Raw genomic sequence first — 22,356 nt, 5'->3', positions numbered from 1 at the left:
CAGAACAAGCTAAAATAATGTCCCTTTTTAGATACACCAACGCAAGTGAGCAAAACAAGTTATGAGCAAGAAGTTATACATCAAAACTTGGGGCTGCCAAATGAACGAGTATGATTCAGCAAAAATGGCTGACTTACTCAAGGCGACCCATGGCTATGAAGTCGCAGAAGAGCCAGAAGATGCCGATCTTATCCTGCTCAATACCTGCTCGATTCGTGAAAAAGCCCAAGAGAAAGTTTTCCACCAGCTAGGGCGTTGGAAAAATTTAAAAGACAAAAACCCTGAACTCGTCATTGGAGTCGGTGGCTGTGTGGCCTCACAAGAAGGTGATCACATTCGTAGCCGCGCCCCTTATGTCGATATTGTGTTTGGCCCGCAAACCTTGCATCGCCTTCCAGCGATGGTGAAACAGGTGCAAACCGAACATACCCCAATGGTTGACATCTCGTTCCCGGAAATTGAAAAATTCGATAGCTTACCTGAGCCAAAGGCGGAAGGTCCTTCGGCGTTTGTGTCGATTATGGAAGGCTGTAGCAAGTACTGTACCTTCTGCGTGGTGCCTTACACCCGCGGTGAAGAAGTCAGTCGTCCGGTCGACGATGTGCTCTATGAAGTGGCACAACTGGCTGAACAAGGTGTGCGTGAGGTCAACCTGCTAGGCCAAAACGTGAACGCTTTCCGTGGTGAAAACTTTGATGGCACAGTCTGCCGTTTTTCGGAGTTATTGCATCTTATCGCCGCCATTGACGGTATTGACCGCATTCGCTATACCACCTCGCACCCGGTGGAGTTTACCGATGATATTATCGAAGCCTACACGACCATTCCGGAGTTGGTGAATCATTTGCACTTACCCGTACAAAGTGGCTCCGACCGGGTATTAACATTGATGAAGCGTGGCCATACTGCGCTCGAATACAAGTCGCAAATTCGTAAACTTAAGCGCGTTCGCCCGAACATTGCCATGTCGTCCGACTTTATCATCGGTTTCCCAGGTGAAACCGACGCCGAGTTTGAAGCAACCATGGACCTGATACAAGCCGTTGACTTCGATCTTAGCTTTAGCTTTATCTACAGCGCACGCCCTGGCACGCCAGCGGCAGACTTGCCTGACGACGTCAGTGAAGAAACCAAGAAGCAGCGGCTACAGATTCTGCAGCAACGGTTGAATCAACAGGCACATGGTCATGCGCGGCGCATGGTAGGTACCGAGCAACGTATCTTGGTCACCGGCCCATCGAAAAAAGATCCGATGGAATTAAGTGGCCGTACCGAGAACAACCGCGTCGTCAACTTCGTTGGTAGCCACACCATGATCGGCCGTTTCGTTGATGTGAAAATTACCGATGCCTTTGCTAACTCACTGCGCGGTGACGTCATACGCGTTGAAGACGAGATGGGCCTACGGGTCGATACCGCGCCGCAAACCATCTTAGCCAAACAATCGCGAACGCAACCTGACGCTCTCGGCGTCGCCAGTTTCGTTCCACCCCAACAGTCTTAACAAAGAGGTTTTTTTGAGTCCAACAGTTACGACACTTGATATCGAGCTAGAGCCGGCAGATAGCCGGCGTTTAGCGGAACTCTGCGGTCCCTTCGACGAAAACTTGAAGCACGTGGAACGCCGACTAGGCATTGAGATCACCCATCGCAACAGTACGTTTCGGCTGATTGGCCAAAAGCATACTGTTGATGCGGCGGCAAAGCTGTTGCGCGACCTGTATGTAGAAACCGCAACAGTTAAAGGCACAGCCGGTGAAATTGAGCCGCAACAGGTGCATTTAGCCATTCAACAAGCCAATATTTTAGAACAAGGCTATGGCGACCCTGCCGCGGAAAAAATGACGCACATCAAAACCAAGCGTGGCTTGATAAAACCGCGCAATCATAATCAAGCGGAATATGTTCGAGCCATTCTTAGTCATGATGTGAATTTTGGTATTGGTCCGGCAGGTACCGGCAAAACCTATCTAGCTGTGGCCTGTGCCGTTGATGCACTAGAACGGCAAGAAGTGCGGCGGATATTGCTTACGCGACCAGCCGTAGAAGCCGGCGAAAAGCTGGGCTTTCTACCGGGCGATTTAGCACAAAAAGTAGATCCCTATTTACGTCCACTCTACGATGCTTTATTTGAGATGCTCGGCTTCGAACGGGTAGAGAAGCTCATTGAACGTAACGTTATTGAAGTTGCGCCATTAGCTTACATGCGTGGTCGTACCCTAAACGATGCCTTTATTATTTTGGACGAAAGCCAAAATACCACCAGCGAACAGATGAAAATGTTCCTGACTCGGATCGGCTTTAACTCGCGTGCAGTGATTACCGGTGATATTACCCAAGTCGATTTACCCCGTGGGCAAAAGTCAGGGCTGCGGCATGTCATTGAAGTACTGCGTAATGTGACCGACCTTAGCTTTACCTTTTTCCAAGCCGGTGATGTCGTTCGCCACCCTGTGGTGCAGCGTATCGTGCAGGCCTATGAAGACTTTGATGAGCGCAAATGACTCTAACAGTTGATGTACAAATAGCGAGCCAAGCCAGCGACCTGCCCACCAGCGAGCAGTTGCAAAGCTGGGTTGAGGCCGCATTAGCTGGTCATCAGTGGCAAGATGGTGACGCTGAGCTTACTATCCGCGTGGTCGATGAAGACGAAGGGCTAGAGCTGAATCGGGATTACCGGCAACGTGATTATCCGACCAATGTGCTATCGTTTCCGTTTACCGCGCCCATTCCTATGCCGGTCACCTTGTTGGGTGATCTGGTGGTATGCGCTGCGGTGGTCGCCCGCGAGGCTGAAGAACAGGGAAAAACCCTGACCGCCCATTGGGCGCACATGATTGTACACGGTACCTTGCATTTGCTAGGTTATGACCATATTGAAGATACCGAGGCGGAACAGATGGAGCGCCTCGAAACAACGATACTAACTGGCTTAGGTTATTCTGACCCTTATGCAGAAGTTAGTCACTAAACGGAGCATTACCCGCTAATGAGCGATGACCACCCCCACTCTACCAACGGTTCTGCGAGTAAATCGTGGGCAACTAAGTTGTTGCAACTGTTTACCGGAGAACCGAACAGCCGTGAAGAGTTAGTTGATATGATTCAAGACGCTGAAGAACGCGACTTGATTGATAACGACACCAAAGAAATGATCGAAGGCGTACTTGATGTCGCTGAACTTAAAGTGCGCGACATTATGATCCCACGTTCACAAATGGTCACCATCGATATCAACCAAGGGGTCGAAGAATTCTTACCGATCGTGATTGAGTCACAGCACAGCCGGTTCCCGGTGGTCAGTGAGAATAAAGACCATGTTGAAGGTATTTTGCTAGCCAAAGACCTCATCGCCTATGGCTTTCAAAAAACCGACGGTCCCTTCTCGCTCGCCGATGTCATTCGACCGGCGGTGATTGTCCCAGAAGGCAAAAGAGTAGATGTACTGCTCAAAGAGTTCCGTTCACAGCGCTACCATATGGCCATCGTGGTCGATGAATATGGCGGTGTTTCTGGGCTAGTGACCATCGAAGACATACTGGAAGAAATTGTCGGTGAAATCGAGGACGAAACCGACCAAACCGAAGACTCAAAGGCTGATATTCGACGTATTAGTAAGTCACGGTTTTCAGTCAAAGCTTTAACCACCATTGAAGACTTCAACGATTATTTTGCCACCACCTTTGGCGACGAAGAGTACGATACCATTGGTGGTATGGTGGCGCATGGCTTTGGTCATCTGCCACAACCGGGTGAAGAGATCACCATCGAGGGGATGGTATTTAAAGTCACCGGTGCCGATAAGCGACGGATCTCACAATTACAAGTGAGTTTCCCCGAAGCCTCGCCGCCGCCTGACTCGGATAGCTAACCATGGCGCATAAGTTAGGCTGGGGCCGCGCCGCATTACTGCGGCTTGGCTGCTGTATGCTTGGGCTATTGATGGTGTTTAGCTATGCACCCTTTGGCCAAGCGTGGCTGCCGCTGCCGATTTTTGCGATCCTCATTTGGCTGATGCACGAACAGTCGCCTCGCACCGCATGGCGACTCGGCTATTACTTTGGTTTAGGCTGGTTTGCTGCGGGGCTCAGCTGGATCTACGTGAGTATTGATACCTTCGGTGGCCTGCACCCCATCGCCACTGTTGGCCTGCTACTGCTGTTGTTTCTTTATTTAAGCCTGTTTCCCGCGCTGGCATTTTATCTTTGGCGATGGCTCAGCACTCGCGTTCACGCCAGTGCCTACTGGGCGCTTCCGCTCACCTGGCTAGTTGCCGAAAGTTTGCGTGGTTGGCTACTTACCGGTTTCCCTTGGTTAGAACTTGGTTACACCCAAACCGATACATGGCTTGCAAGTTACGCTGCGTGGTTGGGTGGCAGCGGCATTACCGTGGTGCTGTTAACCCTAGCACTATTGAGTGTGCAATGGCTCAAGCACCGCACTTGGCATGCGCCGACCCTGATGGCTGGATTGTTACTCGTGCCCATCGCCTTGCCTCATTTAACCGCACTCTCACGTAGTAGTGACAGCGCTACCATTGGTCTGGTGCAAGGCAATATTCAACAGTCGACCAAGTGGGACCCCGATCAACATTGGCCCACTTTGAGTCGCTATTTGGACTTAAGTCGCCCCTTACTTCCGAATCATGATGTCGTAATTTGGCCGGAATCGGCCATCACCATGCCTGAGCCCTACACCGATGATGTGTTAGCGGCGATCGATCAAGAAATGAATAGTAGTGGAACGGCGTTTATCACCGGTATTATCGATATTCAAAACGACCGCTACTTTAACTCTGTGATCGCCTTAGGCCAAGATGGTGCGCAAGGCATCACCGAAGGCTACCACCATGGCCATGGCAATCGTTATCAAAAGCATCAACTACTGCCAATTGGTGAATTTGTACCCTTTGGTGACTTATTAAGGCCATTGGCACCGCTGTTCAACTTGCCGATGTCGTCTTTTACCCGTGGCCCCGCAACCCAAGCCCCCTTGCAAGCTCATGGTTGGCACTTCACGACAGCCATCTGTTATGAGATCGCTTTCCCTAGCCATGTGCGCGCCAACTTTACCGGCGACACTGATTTTATTTTAACCGTGAGTAACGACACCTGGTTTGGCCGTTCACATGGTCCCGCACAGCACATGCAAATCGCTCGTATGCGAGCTATTGAGCTCGGTCGTCCGTTAATTCGTTCAACCAATAGCGGTATTACGGCGATGGTTGACGAACATGGCCAATGGTTAGCACGGGCAGAACAATTTGAAAGTACGGCGTTGTCGGCCGAAGTGCCTTTAGTCTCCGGTATTACTCCCTACTACCTATGGGGAGCCTACGGCGCTTGGGTATTCGCCGTGTTGATTGCTTTTCTTGGTGTTTTGCCCATAGTCAATCGGCGTCAAAATCAGTAAACTGTAAGCAGTTTTAGTGGCCATTAACCAAAACGTGGAATTAATCATGGAAAACTTCATCGCAGCAATTATTTTTGCGGTTCTTACCGCGGCAGGAACTCTAGGTGTTTCTAGTATCGGAATGTTCGTTTTTTATCGAGACAAAGAAGACCGTGACGCAGAGCAAAGAAACCGCTTCGAATACGGTTTCTTCGGCCTAGCGGGCCTCGTTGTCATGCTGCTTATGTGGTACGCATTGTAAGTTTTAGTTCACCTTCTCGTCGTCGAATAAATGGATTCTAAGATGTCAAAAGTTATGCAGGATAACTACGATCCAGCGCAAATAGAAAGTGCGGTTCAGCAACGCTGGCAGCGCGATAAAGTCTTTGAAGTTACTGAGCAACAAGATAAAGAAAAATTCTATTGCTTATCGATGTTCCCCTACCCCAGTGGCAAACTGCACATGGGGCACGTGCGTAACTATACGCTAGGTGATGTGGTCGCACGCCACCAGCGTATGCAAGGGAAGAACGTATTACAGCCGATGGGCTGGGATGCGTTTGGTTTACCTGCAGAAAATGCCGCTATTCAAAATGAAACTGCGCCGGCGAAATGGACCTACCAAAACATTGATTACATGCGTAACCAGCTCAAATCATTGGGCTTTGGCTACGACTGGTCGCGCGAAGTGGCCACCTGCCAGCCCGATTACTATCGGTGGGAACAATGGTTCTTCACTAAGCTTTATGAAAAAGGCTTGGTTTATAAAAAGAATGCAACCGTCAATTGGGACCCTATCGATCAAACCGTACTTGCCAACGAGCAAGTCATTGACGGCCGCGGTTGGCGCTCTGGCGCCAAGGTTGAGCAAAAAGAAATTCCACAGTGGTTTATTAAAATCACTGACTATGCCGATGAGCTACTCGACGACCTTGAGCAATTAGATGGTTGGCCAGAGCAGGTCAAAACCATGCAACGCAACTGGATTGGTCGCTCAGAAGGTGTCGAAATTGATTTTACCGTGGTTGACCACGAACAGCCGCTGACCGTGTATACCACACGCCCGGATACGCTTTACGGCGTGACCTACATGGCTGTTGCCGCACAGCATCCGTTAGCGCAACAAGCAGCGGCCGCCAACCCTGAACTGGCAGCCTTTATCGAGTCCATTAAGAACTCGAAAATGGCCGAAGCTGAGCTCGCCACCATCGAAAAGAAAGGTATGCCAACAGGCTTTTTTGCCACCCATCCGCTTACCGGCGAGGCGGTGCCAATTTGGGTCGCGAACTTTGTCTTAATGGACTACGGTTCCGGCGCGGTGATGGCAGTACCTGCTCACGACCAACGTGACTGGGAATTTGCGACTGCCTATGAACTGCCGATCACGCCCGTCATCGATCCGGCAACAGGCGACAACGATATTGCCAATGCTGCAATTACCGAGAAAGGCACCACCATCAACTCTGGTCCTTACACGGGCATGAGCAGTGACGAAGCCTTCGAAGCCATTGCAAAAGCCCTCGAAGAGCAAGGCATTGGTCGGCGCCAAGTCAATTATCGCCTGCGCGATTGGGGTGTTTCACGGCAACGTTACTGGGGTACACCTATTCCAATGTTGCGCTTGGCCGACGGCAGCTCAGCGCCAGTTCCAGCCGATCAGTTACCGGTTCGCTTACCTGAAGACGTGGTCATGAACGGCAATCAGTCGCCGCTGAAGGCTGACCCTGAATGGCGCAAAACGACCTATAACGGAGCGCCAGCCGAGCACGAAACCGATACCTTTGACACCTTTATGGAATCGTCTTGGTATTACGCACGTTACTGTAGCGCCAACTTCGACGACGGCATGCTCAACCCTGAGCAAGCAAACTACTGGCTGCCTGTGGACCAATACATCGGTGGTATCGAGCATGCAATTCTACACCTGCTTTACGCTCGCTTTTTCCACAAGTTGTTGCGTGATACCGGTTTAGTCAACTCAGACGAACCCTTTAAACGCTTGTTAACCCAAGGAATGGTGCTCGCCGATAGCTACTACCGTGAAGACCAAAACGGTAAAATCACCTGGTATTCCCCTGTTGATGTCGATATCGTCGAGCGCGATAGTAAGGGACGTATCGCCAAGGCGGTTCTGCGCAGCGATGGTGAAGAAGTCACCTATGGCGGCATGACCAAAATGTCGAAGTCGAAGAACAACGGCATCGACCCGCAATTAATGATCGACAAGTACGGCGCCGATACAGTGCGCTTGTTTATGATGTTTGCCGCTCCGCCAGAAGCCACCCTCGAGTGGTCAGATTCAGGTGTTGAGGGCGCGCAGCGCTTCTTACGTCGAGTCTGGCGTTTGGTTGCCGACTATACAGCTGTCGGCGAACAACAGCACAGCAACGACTTTAGCCAGCTCACTGCCGGCCAAGAAGACTTGCGTCGCGATGTTCATCGCACCATTGAAAAAGTCTCTGATGATATGGGCCGTCGGCAAAACTTTAATACTGCAATTGCGGCGATTATGGAGCTACTGAATAAACTGCAAAAAGCGCCATTAGAAACGCCCGTTGACCGCGGTTTAATGCGCGAGGCACTCGAGGCTATCGTACTAATGCTAGCCCCTGTAACCCCGCATTTAAGCGAAGTTTTATGGGCGCAACTTGGTCATCAAGACGATATTACGTTTGCGCCATGGCCAAAAGCCGACCCCGCGGCGCTTACCGAGTCAAGTATTCTGGTGGTGGTTCAGGTGAACGGTAAGGTGCGTGGTAAAATTAATGTCGCCGCCGATGCTGACCAAGCGACGGTCATTGCCGCAGCTACCGACGATGAAAACGTACAGCGATTTATTGCTGATAAAACCATTCGCAAACAAATTTATGTACCTGGTAAATTGGTTAACATCGTTGCCAATTAACACCATTGATTAACAACTAGGACACGACATGCGTACACTGCTGCTAGGTTTATTTTCGTTACTTTTGGTGGCTTGTGGTTTCCAGCTACAAGGCAACTATAAGTTACCGGCCGATTTGCAGCAGTTACGTATCGACGCACCTCAGTTTAGTGAATTCGCCGCGACCGCGCGTGAACGTTTTCGCCTAGCAGGTGCCGAGCTCGTGCATGACAGCTCAGTCACCACTGTTGAAATTGTTAGCGATAGCTTGACCCGACGAACCCTTAGTTTGTCGGCCAGCGGTCAAGTTGCCGAATATGAATTGATTTACACCGTCAATTATTTATTGCGCCAGCAACAGGGACAAAACCAAGCGCTGCAAGTTGAGGTTTTCCGCGACTATCAAGACGACCCTAACTTTGCCCTGGCAAAAACGCGCGAACGCGAAGTACTCGTTGCTGAGATGCGCGAACAAGCGGCACAGCAGCTGGTACGTCAAGTTATTGCAAAAGTAAGCGAGTAGCGCCATGCAATTAGCTCAGCTACAAGCTCATTTGCAACAGCATGGCTTACCCGCCCTGCTTTGTGTGTTTGGTGATACGCCGCTACTGGTCGACGATGCATTACAAATCATTCGGGCCCAAGCCCGTCAGCAAGGTATCGATGAACGCGAACGGTTTATTCAAGACAAACAGTTCGATTGGCGTGTGTTGCAGGCGGAAAGCGTCAACTTAGGGCTATTTTCAAGCCAGCGCCTGATCGAATTAGACCTACCAGAGGCAAAGCCAGGGCGCGACGGGGCTGACGCTTTAAAGCGTTACTGCGCGCAACTTCCTGAGGATCAAATACTGATCCTAACCGGCCCTAAGCTGAAACAAGAGCAGCTCAAAGCAAAGTGGTATAAGTTGCTAGAGCAAGCCGGTCCGGTCGTGCAGGCCAACAGCCCGGAACGACGCCAGTTACCGCAATTTATTCAGCACCGAGCCCAACGCTACCAATTGAGCTTAACGCCCGATGCAACTCAGTTACTTGCCGATTGGTTCGAGGGCAATTTACTAGCGCTTGATCAAGAATTGCAGAAGCTGGCACTGATGGATGCGCCGCAGCCCTTAACCACCGAATTTTTAATGGAAGCAGCTCACGACCAAAGCCGCTTTAGCGTCTTTGCGCTACAAGACGCCATTGTGCAAGGCGACTTGAGTGGCGCCTTACGCCGGTTACAACGCTTACTGGAAGAGGAAACTGAGGTCGCCATTCTTAACTGGATGCTGCAACGCGAAGCTCAGAAACTGCAGCAATTACAGCAGGGGCAGCCCTCCGCTAAAGAACTTATGGCGTTAGGTATCTGGCGCAATCAAGAAGGCGCCTATCGGGCCTTTGCGCAGCGCCTTCAGCCGCAACACTTGGCACGCCTAAATCAGCTACTGGTACGGTTAGAGTTTGCGTTTAAACGAGACTCGGGTGAACAGCTAGCGACTCTCTATTGCCAAGCCATTATTCTTCTCTGTCAGCCGCAGCGTGACCCTGCGTTTTTAACGTCATGCTACGGGTAATTTTCGGCGGCACCTTTGACCCCATTCACAAGGGGCATGTGCAAACCTCCCTCGCGGCATTCACACAGCTTAAGGCTGAGCGTTTGCATGTGATGCCGAGCGCACAACCACCCCATCGTGGCGGCCCAACCGCAACTGCGGAACAGCGCCTGGAAATGGTACGTCTGGCTTTCACCGATTATCCTCAGGTGATTGCCGAGCCATGGGAGCTCGATCGCCAACGGCTTTCCTATAGCTTACTCACCTTGCAAGAAATGCAGCAGCAGTGGCCCGAAGACACCTTAGTGTTTCTGCTGGGCGACGATGCCTTTGCCAAGCTCAATACCTGGCACCGCTGGCAAGAACTGGTACAGGTTGCCCATTTGGCCGTCATGCAACGTCCTAATCAAGATGTCTGCTGGGCCGCAGAAGTCGAACAGCTCGCGCAACAACGACGGGTCACCGATAGTCATGCACTCAAGCAGCAACAGGCCGGCTGTATTCTATGCCTCGACACCCCCGCTATTGACGTATCTGCCACCGCTCTAAGGTCGAAGATCAGTCACCAACAACCTTGGGAACACCTGGTTCCGCCCGCAGTGGCTCACTACATCAAACAACATCAGCTGTATCCATAAGCTTAAGGTGACGTTTCTCAATCAGTCGTGGTAAACTAGCTGCCGTTAAAAACGTCTGTTTAGGAGAGTTTCACTTTTGCAAGCTGAACAATTACGCGACTTTGTCGTTGATAAATTAGAAGACCTCAAAGGCCGTGACATCAAGGTACTTGATGTCAATGGGCAAACTGACATTGCTGACTTTATGGTCGTTTGTTCAGGAAGTTCGAAAACCCACGTAAAAAGCCTCGCCAACCATGTTGCGGCAGAAAGCAAACATAATGGCGTACCGCCGATTGGCGTTGAAGGTGCGGAAAGCTCCGAGTGGGTTTTGGTTGATTTGGGTGACGTTGTGGTTCATGTCATGCAAGAATCCATTCGTGACTTCTACGAACTCGAAAAACTCTGGGCGCCACGGTAATGCGAATCCAGCTGATTGCAGTTGGCCAGAAAATGCCAAGTTGGGTCAGCACCGGGTTTGAAACCTACGCTAAGCGACTCCCCACTGACTGTCAGTTGCAGTTAATCGAAATTGCAGCCGGTAAACGCGGTAAAAATGCTGACGTTGCACGCCTTACCAAGCAAGAGGGCGACGCGATGCTGGCAGCTATCGGCAAAGGCAATCGGGTTGTAACCCTCGAAGTAGAAGGCCGTAAGTGGGATACCCCGAAACTTGCCAGTCGCCTCAACGATTGGCAAATGGACGGGCGCGATGTCAGTCTACTTATTGGTGGCCCTGAAGGGCTAGCAGCCGCTTGTACCGCCGTCGCCGATGAACGTTGGAGTCTGTCGCCCTTAACCTTGCCTCACCCCATGGTGCGGGTTATTGTAGCTGAAGCGCTTTATCGAGCTTGGAGCATCAACGCTAACCACCCTTACCACCGTGACTAAACATGAGAAGACGCCGTACCACAATTCGTGATCATCACGCCGAGTCAGCCCTGTTTGGCCGGCGAGTTGTCGTAGCTTTGGTCATTGTTGTCGCGGTGTTTGGTGTGCTCATTAGCAACATGTACCAGTTGCAGGTCACGCAATTTCAAAGCTTCCAAACACGTTCAAACGATAACCGCATTAAAGTGGTTCCGTTGGCCCCCAACCGCGGTATTATTTACGATCGTGAAGGCCGTATTCTGGCCGAAAACCGTCCAGTGCTGAGTCTCGAAGTGGTTCCGGAGCGGGTTAAAGACTTACCTGCAACGATCGCTAAGCTAACTGACTTACTTGCCATTGAAGCAGAAGCCATTGAGCGCTTTGAACGCAACCGCCAACGCGAACGACGTTTTGAACATGTTATTTTGCTCGATCAACTCAATCAGCAGCAAGCCGCTTTATTTGCCGCGCGCCAGCATGAGTTCCCAGGCGTCAGTATCGAAGCCCGCTTGGTACGTCATTACCCTTACGGCGAAAGCTTAACCCACGCCTTAGGCTACGTTGCAAAAATTAATCAACGCGATGCCCAACGGCTAAAAGAACAAGGTGTCGATGCCAATTACGCGGCCACTCGCACCATCGGCAAGTTAGGCATTGAAGGCTTCTACGAAGAACAATTGCATGGCACCGTTGGCTACCAGCAAGTCGAGGTCGATATTCATGGACGCTCACTGCGAACACTGGCAATTGAGCCACCGATACCGGGACAAGATTTAGTTCTGGAAATCGATATTGAACTGCAGCGCCAAGCGCAACAAGTACTTGGTGAGAACCGCGGCTCGATTATTGTGATGGACCCACGCAACGGCGCAGTGCTGGCTATGGTCAGTCAGCCTAGCTACGATCCTAACTGGTTTGCCCAAGGCATTTCTGTGGCTCAGTATCGTAGTCTTTTAGACTCACGACATTCCCCACTACTTAATCGCGCCACCCAAGGCGGCTACCCTCCAGCTTCCACCATCAAACCACAACTTGCGGTCGTAGGCCTTGAAGAAGGTATCATTACCCCTGACACTCAGGTGTGGGACCCCGGTTGGTTTCAAATCAAAGGCGTCGACCATCGCTACCGTGATTGGCTGTCATGGGGGCATGGTTGGGTCAACGTCAATACCGCCATCGTCGAGAGCTGCGATACCTTCTATTATGATCTGGCGCTGAAGCTGGGGATCGATACTATCTCAGAGCATATGACTCAATTTGGGTTTGGCTCACTTACAGGTATCGATATCGGTGAAGAGTCCGCAGCGGTAATGCCGAGCCGCGGTTGGAAACGCGCCCGCTTTAACCAGCCTTGGTATGCTGGCGAAACCGTTTCTATTGGCATCGGGCAAAGCTATTGGACCGTTACGCCGATGCAACTGGCGGTTGCCACTGCGGTGGTTGTGAACAAGGGCGAGCGCCCAGTGCCAAGGCTATTACGCACGATTAGAGACGCTGGCATCGAGTTACCGGCCGTGCATGAACAGCGAGCCCCCGTGCAACTTTCTAACCCTCAAAACTGGCAGATTGCGCTGACCGGTATGGAAGACGTGGTCGGCAGTATCAAGGGTACCGCGCACCGAGCCTTTAAAGGCGCCACCTATACCTCTGGTGGTAAAACCGGGACGGCTCAGGTACGTAGTATCGGCCAAGACGAAGAATACGATGCCGAAAAAATCGCTGAGCGCTTTCGCGATAACGCCATGTATGTTGGTTACGCCCCTGCCGACAGCCCAGAAATCGTGGTCGCTATCACCGCCGAAAACGTGGTCGGCGGCGGCAGTAGTGTCGCCGCCCCAATGGCACGCAAGTTGATGGACTATTACTTTAATGATGACGCCGAGGTCGCCGACAATGCACCCTGATCACCAACGCACTTCTTTGCTGCAACGCCTGCATATGGACGGCCCACTGTTGCTGGCTCTGATCGCCGTAGCGGTGGTCAGCCTGATCACAGTTTACTCGGCCAGTGGCGAAGACCTCGGTATGACCGAGCGCCAGGGAATTCGTATCGGTGCCGCTTTCTTCGCTATGTTTGTGATTGCCCAAATTCCTCTCGATTCGGTGCAGCGTTGGTCGCTGCCGCTGTTTTCCGTCGGCATTGTGCTGTTGCTGGCGGTGCTCTTGGTTGGCGAATCAAGCAAAGGCGCACAACGCTGGTTAAACCTCGGCTTTATTACGATTCAACCGTCGGAGTTGATGAAGCTGGCGGTGCCTATGGCTGTCGCTTGGTTTATCGCCGAACAGGGCTTACCACCAACCCTCAGGCGGCTGGCCGGAGCCTTTTTATTACTGCTGGTGCCAGTATTAATGATCGCCAAACAACCCGATCTTGGCACCTCTTTACTGATCGCAAGCTCAGGTATTTTTGTGTTGTTTTTGGCTGGCATGTCGTGGAAAATAATTGGCTTTTTCGCCATTGCGATAGGCTCCTTTGCGCCTATTTTATGGGTCTTTTTAATGCGCGATTACCAACGCCAGCGCGTACTTACGTTTCTCGATCCTGAACGCGATCCGCTGGGCGCAGGTTATCAAATCATCCAGTCGAAAATTGCCATTGGCTCAGGTGGCATGGAAGGCAAAGGCTGGCTGCAAGGCACGCAATCCCAGCTCGAATTCTTACCTGAACGACACACGGACTTTATCTTCTCAGTGTTTAGCGAAGAATTCGGTTTAGTCGGCGTTATCGGACTCTTTGCACTGTACGGCTTTATCATTTTTCGTGGCATGATCATTTCCATGCGAGCACAGCGTGTTTACCAAAAACTGCTCGCAGGCAGCCTTACCCTGACGTTCTTTATCTATGTGATGGTTAATGTGGGTATGGTTTCCGGTCTACTGCCCGTGGTCGGTGTACCGCTGCCATTAATTTCCTATGGCGGCACATCCATGGTGACATTATTAGCCGGTTTTGGTTTACTAATGGCGATAGCCACTAACCGTCGGTTGATTCACGCCTAACCCCCACTGACATCAGCACCGATGAACGAGGACGTAAAAATGCTTAAATTACTAACCACCACAGCGGCCCTACTCACATTGTTGGCTAGCCCCCAAGCCCACACTCAAGCGGCGCAACTTGATGCCGAGCAGCAGGCATTCGTTGATGAATTGGTAACTGAGCATGATTTTAACGCTGAGCGACTCACTGAGCTACTGGCAACCGCGGAACCGAACCAGGCCATACTTGATGCCATTCAACGGCCATGGGAAGCCAAGCCTTGGCACCAATATCACCCCATCTTTCTAACCGATAAGCGACTGCAGGCGGGCCTAAAATTCTGGCAACAGCACGCTGAAGCCCTTAATCAAGCCGAACATGAATTTGGTGTGCCGGCCGAAGTGATTGTCGCTATTATCGGCGTCGAAACTTTTTACGGGAGTTACTTAGGTAACTACCAGGTGCTTGATGCGCTGTATACACTTGGTTTTCACTATCCGCGCCGGAGTTCGTTTTTCCGCTCTGAGCTGAAAGAGTTTATGCTGCTGACGCGCGAAGAAGGGCTGCCAGTAGATGAAATTAAAGGTTCTTATGCGGGCGCCATGGGCTATGGCCAGTTTATTTCTTCGTCCTATCGTCATTACGCTATCGATTTTGACGGCGACGGCGTGCGCGATTTGCTCACCAATCCTGTTGACGCTATCGGCAGCGTTGCAAACTATTTTGTTCGCAACGGTTGGCATGCCAATGAAGCCGTTGCCATTGAACTACCCACTAATTCGGCCAATGCTACTTTAGCGAGCGACGGTTTGAAGCTCACTTCAACGGTGGCTGAATTAGTCAATGACGGGCTGGTGCTGCCGCAAAATAGCAACATTGCACCCGACCAAAAAGCCAAAGTGTTTCGCTTTGAACAACCCGACGATGCCGATTATTGGCTTGGTTTGCATAACTTTTACGTCATCACCCGTTACAATCGTAGCCCGCTTTATGCGATGGTGGTGCATCAGTTTAGCCAGCAACTCGCTGCCGCTCGTTAAAGGAATTATCGCTCATGCTACGCGTCCTTGCTATCGTTCTGACGTTACTGCTTTTTGCTTGTAGCTCTGCCCCTGAAAGTCGCTATAGCCAGACTCACGACAGTATTCCGGCGCGTTTACCAACAGCCGACGAACTGGTGGAACCAACGCCCCGTAGCGTCGCGCCAAGCCGGCAAGGGAACCGCACTTACTCGCTCTTCGGCAGAACCTACTCGATACTGCCAGACGCGCGTGGTTTCAGTGAGGAAGGAATGGCGTCTTGGTACGGCGAAAAATTTCACGGCCATTTGACCTCCAACGGTGAAACTTACGATATGTATGCCATGAGTGCGGCCCATAAAACACTTCCCCTGCCCACTTATGTCAGAGTTACTAACCTTGAAAACCAACGCTCGGTGGTTGTTCGTGTGAACGACCGCGGGCCTTTTCATGGCGATCGTATTATTGATTTGTCTTACGTCGCAGCTTATAAACTCGATATGTTAGACAGCGGTACCTCGCGGGTAAAAATTGAAGCCTTGCACCCTGAACCACAAAACCAACAGCTCGCGGTAACAACGCCAATGGAGCCCGATGCCAGCCCCCAGTACTATGTGCAAGTGTTTGCCGGTAGCGATCAACAACGGCTTCAACGCGAAGCTAAAAAGTTGGCCGAAACCTATCAGGTTACTGCAACTACTCGCGCTAAAAATGGTCTACACGCTGTAATGCTTGGGCCTTTTGCGTCAGCACAAACGGAAACCTTATTGCAACAGCTTCGTGCCGATGGGTATGTCGACGTGTTTCGTGTTCCTGTCAGTCTATAAGGCAAGCCTTTTATCGAAATTAGGCGCGCAACTATGCTAGTATTTGCGCGCAAACCTCTTAATGATGACAACGTAGAGAAAACCAACCATGCAATCTGTATTTAAACAGTTGATCAAGACTGTTGCACTCCTGGCTGGTGCAACTGCCCTCGCCGCTCAAGCGTCGATTATTCCGCCATCACCTAAAATTAATGCCAAGGGTTATATCCTCATGGATTACACCACTGGTTATGTTATTGCTGAAGGTAACGCTGACGACCAGCTAGCGCCGGCCAGCTTAACGAAAATGATGACCAGCTATATTATTGGGCGGGAAATTCAAGAAGGCCGCATTCACCCAAGCGATTTAGTCACGGTCAGTGAAAATGCATGGGCGAAAAACTTTCCCGAATCATCAAAGATGTTTATCGAAGTAGGCAAGCAAATTAGTGTCGAGGATCTTAACCGCGGCATCATCATTTCCTCAGGTAACGATGCGTGTGTTGCGATGGCTGAGCATATTGCCGGCAGCGAGTCGGCGTTTGCCGACTTGATGAACAACTATGCTTACGAACTTGGCATGAACAATTCACACTTTGCCAACAGCCATGGTTTGCCTGACCCTGACCAATATACGTCACCGCGAGATATGGCCCTGCTAGGCTCGGCGCTGATTCGCGATGTGCCTGAAGAATACGCCATTTATTCTGAAAAAGAGTTCACTTTTAACTCTATTAAGCAGTACAACCGCAATTCACTGTTGTGGGATGCCAGCATGAATGTGGATGGCATCAAAACCGGTCACACCCAAGAAGCAGGGTACAGCTTAGTCACCTCAGCAGTGGAAGGCGACACTCGCTTAGTTGCTGTAGTGATGGGCACAACCAGTGAGCAGGCGCGTAAAATCGAAAGTAAAAAATTACTTAACTACGGGTTCCGTTACTACGAAACGGTGCAAGCCTATAGTGCCGGCGATAGCTTCGTCGACCAACGAATTTGGGGCGCTGAGCAAGACACGGTTAAGCTTGGTCTGGCGAACGACGCAATACTCACTTTGCCACGCGGCCAACGCGAAAACCTAAAAGCAAGCATTGAACTTAACTCGGAACTTGAAGCGCCACTCGCCAAAGGCGTGCAGGTGGGCAGCGTTAGCATTCAGCTAGCTGACGAAACCATTGCGACTTACCCGCTGGTTACCTTGAGTGAAGCTGTTGAAGGTGGTCTGTTTAAGCAATTCACTGACTGGGTTGTGCGTAAGTTCAACGAAGAGTAACCACGACAATGAGCGATTTAGTCTATCTAAATGGCGAATGGCTTGCTCCTGAGAATGCGAAAGTCTCGGTCTTTGACCGAGGCTTTTTATTTGCAGATGGCATCTATGAAGTTATTCCTGTTTACCAAGGCCGGCCATTTCTTGCCGAGCATCACCTTGCCCGCTTACACAATTCACTCACCGCCATTGGTATAGTCGACCAAGGTGAGCACTTTTGGCGAGCCCTAATAAACGAGTTGATTGCTCGTAATAAACTTAGCGACGCCCTGCTCTACTTCCAAGTGACCCGTGGCGCGGAAGCAAAACGCTCACACTTACCTGAAGGCCAACCAAGCCCGACTATTTTTGCTAATCACTCGCCACTTTCGGTGCACTGGAACACGCCAGAGCCAGCAAAAGTCGTATTGTGTGACGATATTCGGTGGCTGCGATGCGACATCAAAAGCATTAGCTTGCTCGGTAACATTATGCTTAAACAATTTGCCCAGCAGCACAACGCCATTGAACCGATTTTGCAGCGTAACGGTTACATCACTGAAGGCGCTTCGAGTAATTACTTCGCGGTGAAAGACGGCGTTATTTATACCGCTCCCGCAAACCACTTGATTTTGCCAGGTATTACCCGCATGTGGGTTTTGCGATTAGCCCAACAGCTCGGTTTAACGGTACGCGAAGAACCTTTCCCTAGTGCTGACCTAGCGCAACTAGACGAACTCTTCTTAACCAGCTCGAGCCGCGAGGTACAGCCGATTGCTCAAATAGATGATATAATTATTGCTGATGGTCGCTGTGGGCCTATTACCAAGCAATTAGTCGAGGCTTTCCACCAAAGTAAGCGCGCGCATTTAGCGTAGGAGTAACAGATGCAAAAAACTCGTTTTGATGAGCTCGTTGAGTTCCCCTGTCAGTTTACTTTCAAAGTAATGGGGCTTGCTAAACCTGAGCTTCCTGATGCGGTAGTCGCCGTAGCGCAACAGCATGCGCCTGGTGATTATAGTCCGACCGTTAAACCGAGCAGCAAAGGTAATTACCATTCGGTATCCATTCAGATCACCGTTGAAAGCCAAAGCCACATCGAAACCCTTTATCAAGCCCTAGCAGACTTGGAAGACGTGCGCTATGTGCTCTGATGTGGTGATTCGACAGCTTGGTCGGCAACCATACGAACCGATCTGGCATGCCATGCAAACCTTCACAGACCGCCGCGATGCCAGCACCCGCGATGAGCTGTGGGTGTTAGAGCACGAGCCGGTATTCACCCAAGGCCAAGCAGGTAAAGAAGAGCATATTTTGGCACCTGGCGATATTCCTATCGTTAAGGTTGATCGAGGCGGGCAAGTGACCTATCACGGTCCGGGTCAACTCGTGGTGTATTTTCTGTTAGACTTGCGCCGCCTCAAAATTGGCGTGCGTCAATTGGTGAACCATATTGAAGACAGCATCGTAAAATTGATGGCCGACTATGGTGTTGAAGCCGCCGCTCGCCCTGATGCACCTGGTGTTTACGTTGACGATGCAAAATTATGCTCGCTGGGGCTAAGAATTCGTAAGGGCTGTTCGTTTCATGGACTAGCGCTAAATGTTAATATGGACTTGAGCCCATTTTTACGCATTAACCCATGTGGTTATGCAGGAATGCAGATGGTCCAAAGTAAAGAGTTAGGCGGTCCCGCCACAGTCGCGGAGGCAGCAACACGAATTGCGGCTATTTTCGCCGCACAGCTCGGGTACCAAAACATTCACGAACACACAGGATTAGACGACGATTATGTCCAAGCCAGTTAGAGTTGAACCCGGAGTAAAATTACGCGATGCCGATAAAATGGCACTGATTCCGGTGAAAGTTGTCCCAACTGAGCGGGATCAGATGCTGCGTAAGCCCGATTGGCTAAAAGTAAAACTACCAGCCTCGACCCAACGTATCGACGAAATCAAGCAAGCAATGCGTAAGCATGGCTTACACTCAGTATGTGAAGAGGCGTCATGCCCTAACTTACCTGAGTGTTTTAACCATGGCACCGCTACTTTCATGATCTTGGGTGCAATTTGTACCCGCCGTTGCCCGTTCTGCGACGTTGCCCATGGCCGTCCATTACCACCCGATCCAGAAGAAGCGGTAAAGTTAGGCGCAACCATTCGTGATATGAAAGTTAAATATGTTGTGGTGACCTCGGTCGACCGTGATGACCTTCGTGATGGCGGTGCGCAGCATTTTGCCGACTGTATTCGTGAGATCCGCGCTGAAAGTCCAGGTATTCAAGTTGAAGTGTTAGTGCCTGATTTCCGTGGTCGAATGGACGTCGCACTTGATATTTTAAGTGGTGAAGCACCTGATGTATTTAACCATAACCTCGAAACTGTGCCGCGTATGTACAAAGCAGCTCGCCCTGGAGCCAACTACCAGTGGTCTCTTGACCTGCTGCAGCGCTACAAAGAAGCTCGTCCGGACATTCGAACCAAGTCAGGTTTGATGGTAGGGCTAGGTGAGACCAACGAAGAGATCCTTGATGTTATGCGTGATCTTCGCGCTCACGACGTCGATATGCTGACCATCGGCCAGTACTTACAACCGAGCCGCCACCATCTTCCGGTGACGCGCTATGTAACACCAGATGAGTTTGAAGTGTTCCGCCAAGAAGGTGTCAAAATGGGCTTCACCCATATTGCCAGTGGTCCATTGGTGCGCTCTTCCTACCACGCCGACCTGCAGGCTGCAGGTGAAGAAGTTAAATAATTGGAGCTAGTGCAATGAGTACCCTGATTTGGTGTTTATTAATTGCCGGTTTACTGCCGATCGCCGCCAAGGCGCCGGTGGTTTACTTTCAAAACCGCGATAATGGCTACGATAATCGCCACCCACGTGCTCAACAGCAACGCTTAACCGGTGCCGGCGCACGTGCTGTCGCCGGTCACTATAATGCCTATGAAGCCTTTCCACTGTTTGCTGCTGCGGTGCTACTGGTTATCGCAACGGGACATGTAGGTGCGGTGAATCAAGGTTTGGCCATCGGCTTTGTAAGTCTGAGAATTGTCTTTCATGTCTTGTATCTTGCCAACTGGGACAAATTACGCAGTCTCGTTTGGTTTTTTGCACTGCTTTGCCCGGTCATCATGATCGCGCAGACCGCTATTTCTGTGGCCCTGTAAAATTTTCCAGTAAGTCAAAATAAATCGACGGCCAGACATTCACATCGTGATATTCCATGGCCGTCATTTCTGCCACCGGCTTCCAACTATAAACACCAGGCACGGCCGCACAGGTTGCACTGGCAAATAGACCAACATCGGTGGACGCTGTTGACCCTAATTGCCAAGCTCCAGACGCGTCTTGCCGCCCCAGCAACTGCCAATGATCCACCGCCGTACGCCAAGGTAAGCGTTGCCATAGCTGTTTAAGTTCGGTCGCCGAATAATTGTGTTTGTCGGTCACTACGACATTGAGTGACGGGTGCTCATAGCGCCCGCGACAGAAGTTTTGCGCTAACCCAAGCGACATTGAATACTCATCTGCAAAACCCAGCCAATGCCCCATTTCGTGAGCGAGCACATCCACCGAAGCATGCACTGGCAGCACCATTTGCCAGCTATCGGTGCTCGCAATTTGTGTTGCCGGTAGGTTCAAAAATACCAGCTGCCGCTGGGTTACTTCGCCAGGCAATAAGGCCAAATCACAGCGTTGGTGTTGTCGCTGACCTTGCGCCTGACAGCGCAACTCATCAGCGCTCGCGTACCAGCGATAGCTCAAACAACCAACATACTTTGCAAGTGGATGCTCGGCCCACTTTGCGAGCGTTGCCAAAGCCGGGCTTGCTTGGTCTTTTGGCAACCACACCTGCACCTGCGCATTGCCTTGGCATGGCTCACTTGCCGCGGGGCCACTGCTGTGATCAATCAGCCAGTTACTGTGGTTCGGCAGCTGTAACATGGTCTTGGCTGAAGCTAATGGCACGGTGCACGCAAGTACGACCGTCGCCAACAAAAAGAACTTATTCGGACCGTTGTGCATCGACGTGCTGTTGGCTCCGCTCAAGTTCTATGCTGGCATAACGATGTTCAAGGAACATATGTACATTGGTCGATAAGGCTAACCGAAAGTACACCGAAGAAGACTGCCATTGCCCTTGCAGTTGTTTATATTTGCCTAAGTAGAAATAGGCTTCACACATGCGCTCCGCTAAGGTTTCATCGGCGCTTAGGCCTTGTGTTACATACGACTGCAAAAATTCACTTTCAGTCATTACCCCTAAGTACAAATCAACCAAGCCCCAGGCCCAGATGTCGTTACCATGTTCGAGACGCGCTTTAGCGAGATTTTCCATGGCTCGTGTCGGTGCTTGTTCCATCTCCGCGAGGAAAACCCACATCGCTCGATAAGGGTCACTCGGCTGCGCTGCAAAATAGCTATTGAAATCATCAACGGCCAGATCAAAACGCTGGTCGTAATAACTCGCTATCCCTCTATTTAAATACGCATAGGGGTGATCAGGCTCAAGCTCGAGTACGGCATCAAAGGATTCGTAGGCATAGTTAAACTGACTTAACTGGGTGTAATGAATCCCCAAGTAATTGTAAGCATCGGCCAATCGCGGTTGGTAATCTAAGGCGCGATTAAAGTCGATACGCGCTAATGTGACCAGCCCCAGAGCATCGTATAAACTGCCACGACGATAGAGCAACTGCCCCATTGTTTCAGCCTCAAGCTGATCGCTTTCTTTACTAATAACCTCAGTTAGCTTGGCCACTTCTAATTCGAAACGACCATCTGTGGTTTGTGGCTTCACTAGTACTAAGTGACCTAAGCTAGTGTTATCCGCAGGCGGGGTAAGCGTGCAGCCAGAGATACTGAGACACCCTAGCAGTACCATCCAGCCGAGACGATTAAAACTCATGACTACTCCTGTATACCAAGTCTGGCCTCCATCATAGCGCACCTTGAAAGAAAAAAGAAAAGCGAGCTTAGGATCTGCAATGGTCGTCCATTCGC

The 22,356-nt window shown here is 50.8% G+C and carries 24 protein-coding genes; 22 read left to right on the top strand and 2 right to left on the bottom strand.

Annotated features, from left to right (window positions below; genetic code table 11):
* Window positions 1-61 precede the first annotated feature (61 nt).
* From miaB to PSI9734_RS00855, 22 genes are all read left to right on the top strand, one after another.
* Window positions 62-1,504: a tRNA (N6-isopentenyl adenosine(37)-C2)-methylthiotransferase MiaB gene (gene miaB, locus PSI9734_RS00960; protein WP_173919252.1), complete on the top strand. Its 1,443-nt coding sequence runs from the start codon at window positions 62-64 to the stop codon at window positions 1,502-1,504.
* A gap of 13 nt (window positions 1,505-1,517) precedes the next feature.
* On the top strand, window positions 1,518-2,504 hold the full coding sequence (locus tag PSI9734_RS00955) for a PhoH family protein (protein WP_173919251.1): 987 nt from the start codon (window positions 1,518-1,520) through the stop codon (window positions 2,502-2,504).
* Window positions 2,501-2,971, top strand: coding sequence for an rRNA maturation RNase YbeY (gene ybeY, locus PSI9734_RS00950; protein WP_173919250.1), 471 nt, complete (start codon window positions 2,501-2,503; stop codon window positions 2,969-2,971). The genes PSI9734_RS00955 and ybeY overlap by 4 nt, the downstream gene beginning before the upstream one ends.
* Before the next feature lie 18 nt (window positions 2,972-2,989).
* Window positions 2,990-3,871, top strand: a complete 882-nt coding sequence (corC, locus tag PSI9734_RS00945) for a CNNM family magnesium/cobalt transport protein CorC (RefSeq protein ID WP_173919249.1) — start codon at window positions 2,990-2,992, stop codon at window positions 3,869-3,871.
* A gap of 2 nt (window positions 3,872-3,873) precedes the next feature.
* On the top strand, window positions 3,874-5,412 hold the full coding sequence (lnt, locus tag PSI9734_RS00940; RefSeq protein ID WP_173919248.1) for an apolipoprotein N-acyltransferase: 1,539 nt from the start codon (window positions 3,874-3,876) through the stop codon (window positions 5,410-5,412).
* A gap of 46 nt (window positions 5,413-5,458) precedes the next feature.
* Window positions 5,459-5,653 carry a hypothetical protein gene (locus PSI9734_RS00935; protein WP_173919247.1) on the top strand — a complete coding sequence of 65 codons (195 nt, stop codon included), beginning with the start codon at window positions 5,459-5,461 and terminating at the stop codon, window positions 5,651-5,653.
* 54 nt (window positions 5,654-5,707) lie between these two features.
* On the top strand, window positions 5,708-8,296 hold the full coding sequence (gene leuS, locus PSI9734_RS00930; RefSeq protein WP_173919949.1) for a leucine--tRNA ligase: 2,589 nt from the start codon (window positions 5,708-5,710) through the stop codon (window positions 8,294-8,296).
* A gap of 28 nt (window positions 8,297-8,324) precedes the next feature.
* On the top strand, window positions 8,325-8,798 hold the full coding sequence (locus tag PSI9734_RS00925; RefSeq protein ID WP_173919246.1) for an LPS-assembly lipoprotein LptE: 474 nt from the start codon (window positions 8,325-8,327) through the stop codon (window positions 8,796-8,798).
* Window positions 8,799-8,802: 4 nt separating this feature from the next.
* The gene (gene holA, locus PSI9734_RS00920; RefSeq protein WP_173919245.1) at window positions 8,803-9,828 is read left to right on the top strand and encodes a DNA polymerase III subunit delta; all 1,026 of its coding nucleotides are present in this window, start codon (window positions 8,803-8,805) and stop codon (window positions 9,826-9,828) included.
* Window positions 9,816-10,445: a nicotinate-nucleotide adenylyltransferase gene (gene nadD / locus PSI9734_RS00915; RefSeq protein ID WP_173919244.1), complete on the top strand. Its 630-nt coding sequence runs from the start codon at window positions 9,816-9,818 to the stop codon at window positions 10,443-10,445. Before holA ends, nadD begins: the two co-directional genes overlap by 13 nt.
* 76 nt (window positions 10,446-10,521) lie before the next feature.
* Window positions 10,522-10,845 (top strand): ribosome silencing factor, encoded by a 324-nt coding sequence (gene rsfS / locus PSI9734_RS00910; RefSeq protein ID WP_173919243.1) that lies wholly within the window; start codon window positions 10,522-10,524, stop codon window positions 10,843-10,845.
* A complete protein-coding gene (gene rlmH, locus PSI9734_RS00905; RefSeq protein ID WP_173919242.1) occupies window positions 10,845-11,315 on the top strand; it encodes a 23S rRNA (pseudouridine(1915)-N(3))-methyltransferase RlmH in 471 nt (156 codons plus the stop codon). The genes rsfS and rlmH overlap by 1 nt, the downstream gene beginning before the upstream one ends.
* A gap of 2 nt (window positions 11,316-11,317) precedes the next feature.
* Window positions 11,318-13,198, top strand: a complete 1,881-nt coding sequence (gene mrdA / locus PSI9734_RS00900; RefSeq protein WP_173919241.1) for a penicillin-binding protein 2 — start codon at window positions 11,318-11,320, stop codon at window positions 13,196-13,198.
* Window positions 13,188-14,294, top strand: a complete 1,107-nt coding sequence (rodA, locus tag PSI9734_RS00895) for a rod shape-determining protein RodA (RefSeq protein ID WP_173919240.1) — start codon at window positions 13,188-13,190, stop codon at window positions 14,292-14,294. The genes mrdA and rodA overlap by 11 nt, the downstream gene beginning before the upstream one ends.
* A 39-nt stretch (window positions 14,295-14,333) precedes the next feature.
* Window positions 14,334-15,314: a lytic murein transglycosylase B gene (gene mltB / locus PSI9734_RS00890; protein ID WP_173919239.1), complete on the top strand. Its 981-nt coding sequence runs from the start codon at window positions 14,334-14,336 to the stop codon at window positions 15,312-15,314.
* 14 nt (window positions 15,315-15,328) lie between these two features.
* Window positions 15,329-16,120 (top strand): septal ring lytic transglycosylase RlpA family protein, encoded by a 792-nt coding sequence (locus PSI9734_RS00885; protein WP_173919238.1) that lies wholly within the window; start codon window positions 15,329-15,331, stop codon window positions 16,118-16,120.
* An 88-nt stretch (window positions 16,121-16,208) separates the two neighbouring features.
* Window positions 16,209-17,372, top strand: a complete 1,164-nt coding sequence (locus tag PSI9734_RS00880) for a serine hydrolase (protein ID WP_173919237.1) — start codon at window positions 16,209-16,211, stop codon at window positions 17,370-17,372.
* 8 nt (window positions 17,373-17,380) lie between these two features.
* The gene (locus tag PSI9734_RS00875; RefSeq protein WP_173919236.1) at window positions 17,381-18,226 is read left to right on the top strand and encodes an aminotransferase class IV; all 846 of its coding nucleotides are present in this window, start codon (window positions 17,381-17,383) and stop codon (window positions 18,224-18,226) included.
* Window positions 18,227-18,235: 9 nt separating this feature from the next.
* A complete protein-coding gene (gene ybeD, locus PSI9734_RS00870) occupies window positions 18,236-18,502 on the top strand; it encodes a DUF493 family protein YbeD (protein WP_173919235.1) in 267 nt (88 codons plus the stop codon).
* Window positions 18,492-19,157 (top strand): lipoyl(octanoyl) transferase LipB, encoded by a 666-nt coding sequence (gene lipB, locus PSI9734_RS00865; RefSeq protein WP_173919234.1) that lies wholly within the window; start codon window positions 18,492-18,494, stop codon window positions 19,155-19,157. Before ybeD ends, lipB begins: the two co-directional genes overlap by 11 nt.
* On the top strand, window positions 19,141-20,106 hold the full coding sequence (lipA, locus tag PSI9734_RS00860) for a lipoyl synthase (RefSeq protein ID WP_173919233.1): 966 nt from the start codon (window positions 19,141-19,143) through the stop codon (window positions 20,104-20,106). The genes lipB and lipA overlap by 17 nt, the downstream gene beginning before the upstream one ends.
* A gap of 14 nt (window positions 20,107-20,120) precedes the next feature.
* Complete coding sequence (locus PSI9734_RS00855; RefSeq protein WP_173919232.1) at window positions 20,121-20,519, top strand: MAPEG family protein; 399 nt, start codon at window positions 20,121-20,123, stop codon at window positions 20,517-20,519.
* On the opposite strand, the gene PSI9734_RS00850 is transcribed toward PSI9734_RS00855, so the two are convergent.
* Both PSI9734_RS00850 and nlpI read right to left on the bottom strand, forming a co-directional pair.
* Complete coding sequence (locus tag PSI9734_RS00850; protein WP_173919231.1) at window positions 20,500-21,378, bottom strand: M8 family metallopeptidase; 879 nt, start codon at window positions 21,376-21,378, stop codon at window positions 20,500-20,502. The two genes, PSI9734_RS00855 and PSI9734_RS00850, sit on opposite strands and share 20 nt — an antisense overlap.
* Window positions 21,359-22,261: a lipoprotein NlpI gene (nlpI, locus tag PSI9734_RS00845; RefSeq protein WP_173919230.1), complete on the bottom strand. Its 903-nt coding sequence runs from the start codon at window positions 22,259-22,261 to the stop codon at window positions 21,359-21,361. Before nlpI ends, PSI9734_RS00850 begins: the two co-directional genes overlap by 20 nt.
* Window positions 22,262-22,356: the final 95 nt, after the last annotated feature.

This window comes from Pseudidiomarina piscicola, assembly GCF_902806985.1.
Lineage (GTDB): Bacteria > Pseudomonadota > Gammaproteobacteria > Enterobacterales > Alteromonadaceae > Pseudidiomarina > Pseudidiomarina piscicola.
This window is presented reverse-complemented; position numbering and strand designations above follow the sequence as displayed.

Bases quoted from the DNA above. Each gene is read 5' to 3' on its own strand.
- miaB (WP_173919252.1), top strand. From the start codon at position 62: ATGAGCAAGAAGTTATACATCAAAACTTGGGGCTGCCAAATGAACGAG.
- ybeY (WP_173919250.1), top strand. From the start codon at position 2,501: ATGACTCTAACAGTTGATGTACAAATAGCGAGCCAAGCCAGCGACCTG.
- corC (WP_173919249.1), top strand. From the start codon at position 2,990: ATGAGCGATGACCACCCCCACTCTACCAACGGTTCTGCGAGTAAATCG.
- lnt (WP_173919248.1), top strand. From the start codon at position 3,874: ATGGCGCATAAGTTAGGCTGGGGCCGCGCCGCATTACTGCGGCTTGGC.
- PSI9734_RS00935 (WP_173919247.1), top strand. From the start codon at position 5,459: ATGGAAAACTTCATCGCAGCAATTATTTTTGCGGTTCTTACCGCGGCA.
- leuS (WP_173919949.1), top strand. From the start codon at position 5,708: ATGCAGGATAACTACGATCCAGCGCAAATAGAAAGTGCGGTTCAGCAA.
- PSI9734_RS00925 (WP_173919246.1), top strand. From the start codon at position 8,325: ATGCGTACACTGCTGCTAGGTTTATTTTCGTTACTTTTGGTGGCTTGT.
- holA (WP_173919245.1), top strand. From the start codon at position 8,803: ATGCAATTAGCTCAGCTACAAGCTCATTTGCAACAGCATGGCTTACCC.
- nadD (WP_173919244.1), top strand. From the start codon at position 9,816: ATGCTACGGGTAATTTTCGGCGGCACCTTTGACCCCATTCACAAGGGG.
- rlmH (WP_173919242.1), top strand. From the start codon at position 10,845: ATGCGAATCCAGCTGATTGCAGTTGGCCAGAAAATGCCAAGTTGGGTC.
- mrdA (WP_173919241.1), top strand. From the start codon at position 11,318: ATGAGAAGACGCCGTACCACAATTCGTGATCATCACGCCGAGTCAGCC.
- rodA (WP_173919240.1), top strand. From the start codon at position 13,188: ATGCACCCTGATCACCAACGCACTTCTTTGCTGCAACGCCTGCATATG.
- mltB (WP_173919239.1), top strand. From the start codon at position 14,334: ATGCTTAAATTACTAACCACCACAGCGGCCCTACTCACATTGTTGGCT.
- PSI9734_RS00885 (WP_173919238.1), top strand. From the start codon at position 15,329: ATGCTACGCGTCCTTGCTATCGTTCTGACGTTACTGCTTTTTGCTTGT.
- PSI9734_RS00880 (WP_173919237.1), top strand. From the start codon at position 16,209: ATGCAATCTGTATTTAAACAGTTGATCAAGACTGTTGCACTCCTGGCT.
- PSI9734_RS00875 (WP_173919236.1), top strand. From the start codon at position 17,381: ATGAGCGATTTAGTCTATCTAAATGGCGAATGGCTTGCTCCTGAGAAT.
- ybeD (WP_173919235.1), top strand. From the start codon at position 18,236: ATGCAAAAAACTCGTTTTGATGAGCTCGTTGAGTTCCCCTGTCAGTTT.
- lipB (WP_173919234.1), top strand. From the start codon at position 18,492: ATGTGCTCTGATGTGGTGATTCGACAGCTTGGTCGGCAACCATACGAA.
- lipA (WP_173919233.1), top strand. From the start codon at position 19,141: ATGTCCAAGCCAGTTAGAGTTGAACCCGGAGTAAAATTACGCGATGCC.
- PSI9734_RS00855 (WP_173919232.1), top strand. From the start codon at position 20,121: ATGAGTACCCTGATTTGGTGTTTATTAATTGCCGGTTTACTGCCGATC.
- PSI9734_RS00850 (WP_173919231.1), bottom strand. From the start codon at position 21,378: ATGCACAACGGTCCGAATAAGTTCTTTTTGTTGGCGACGGTCGTACTT.
- nlpI (WP_173919230.1), bottom strand. From the start codon at position 22,261: ATGAGTTTTAATCGTCTCGGCTGGATGGTACTGCTAGGGTGTCTCAGT.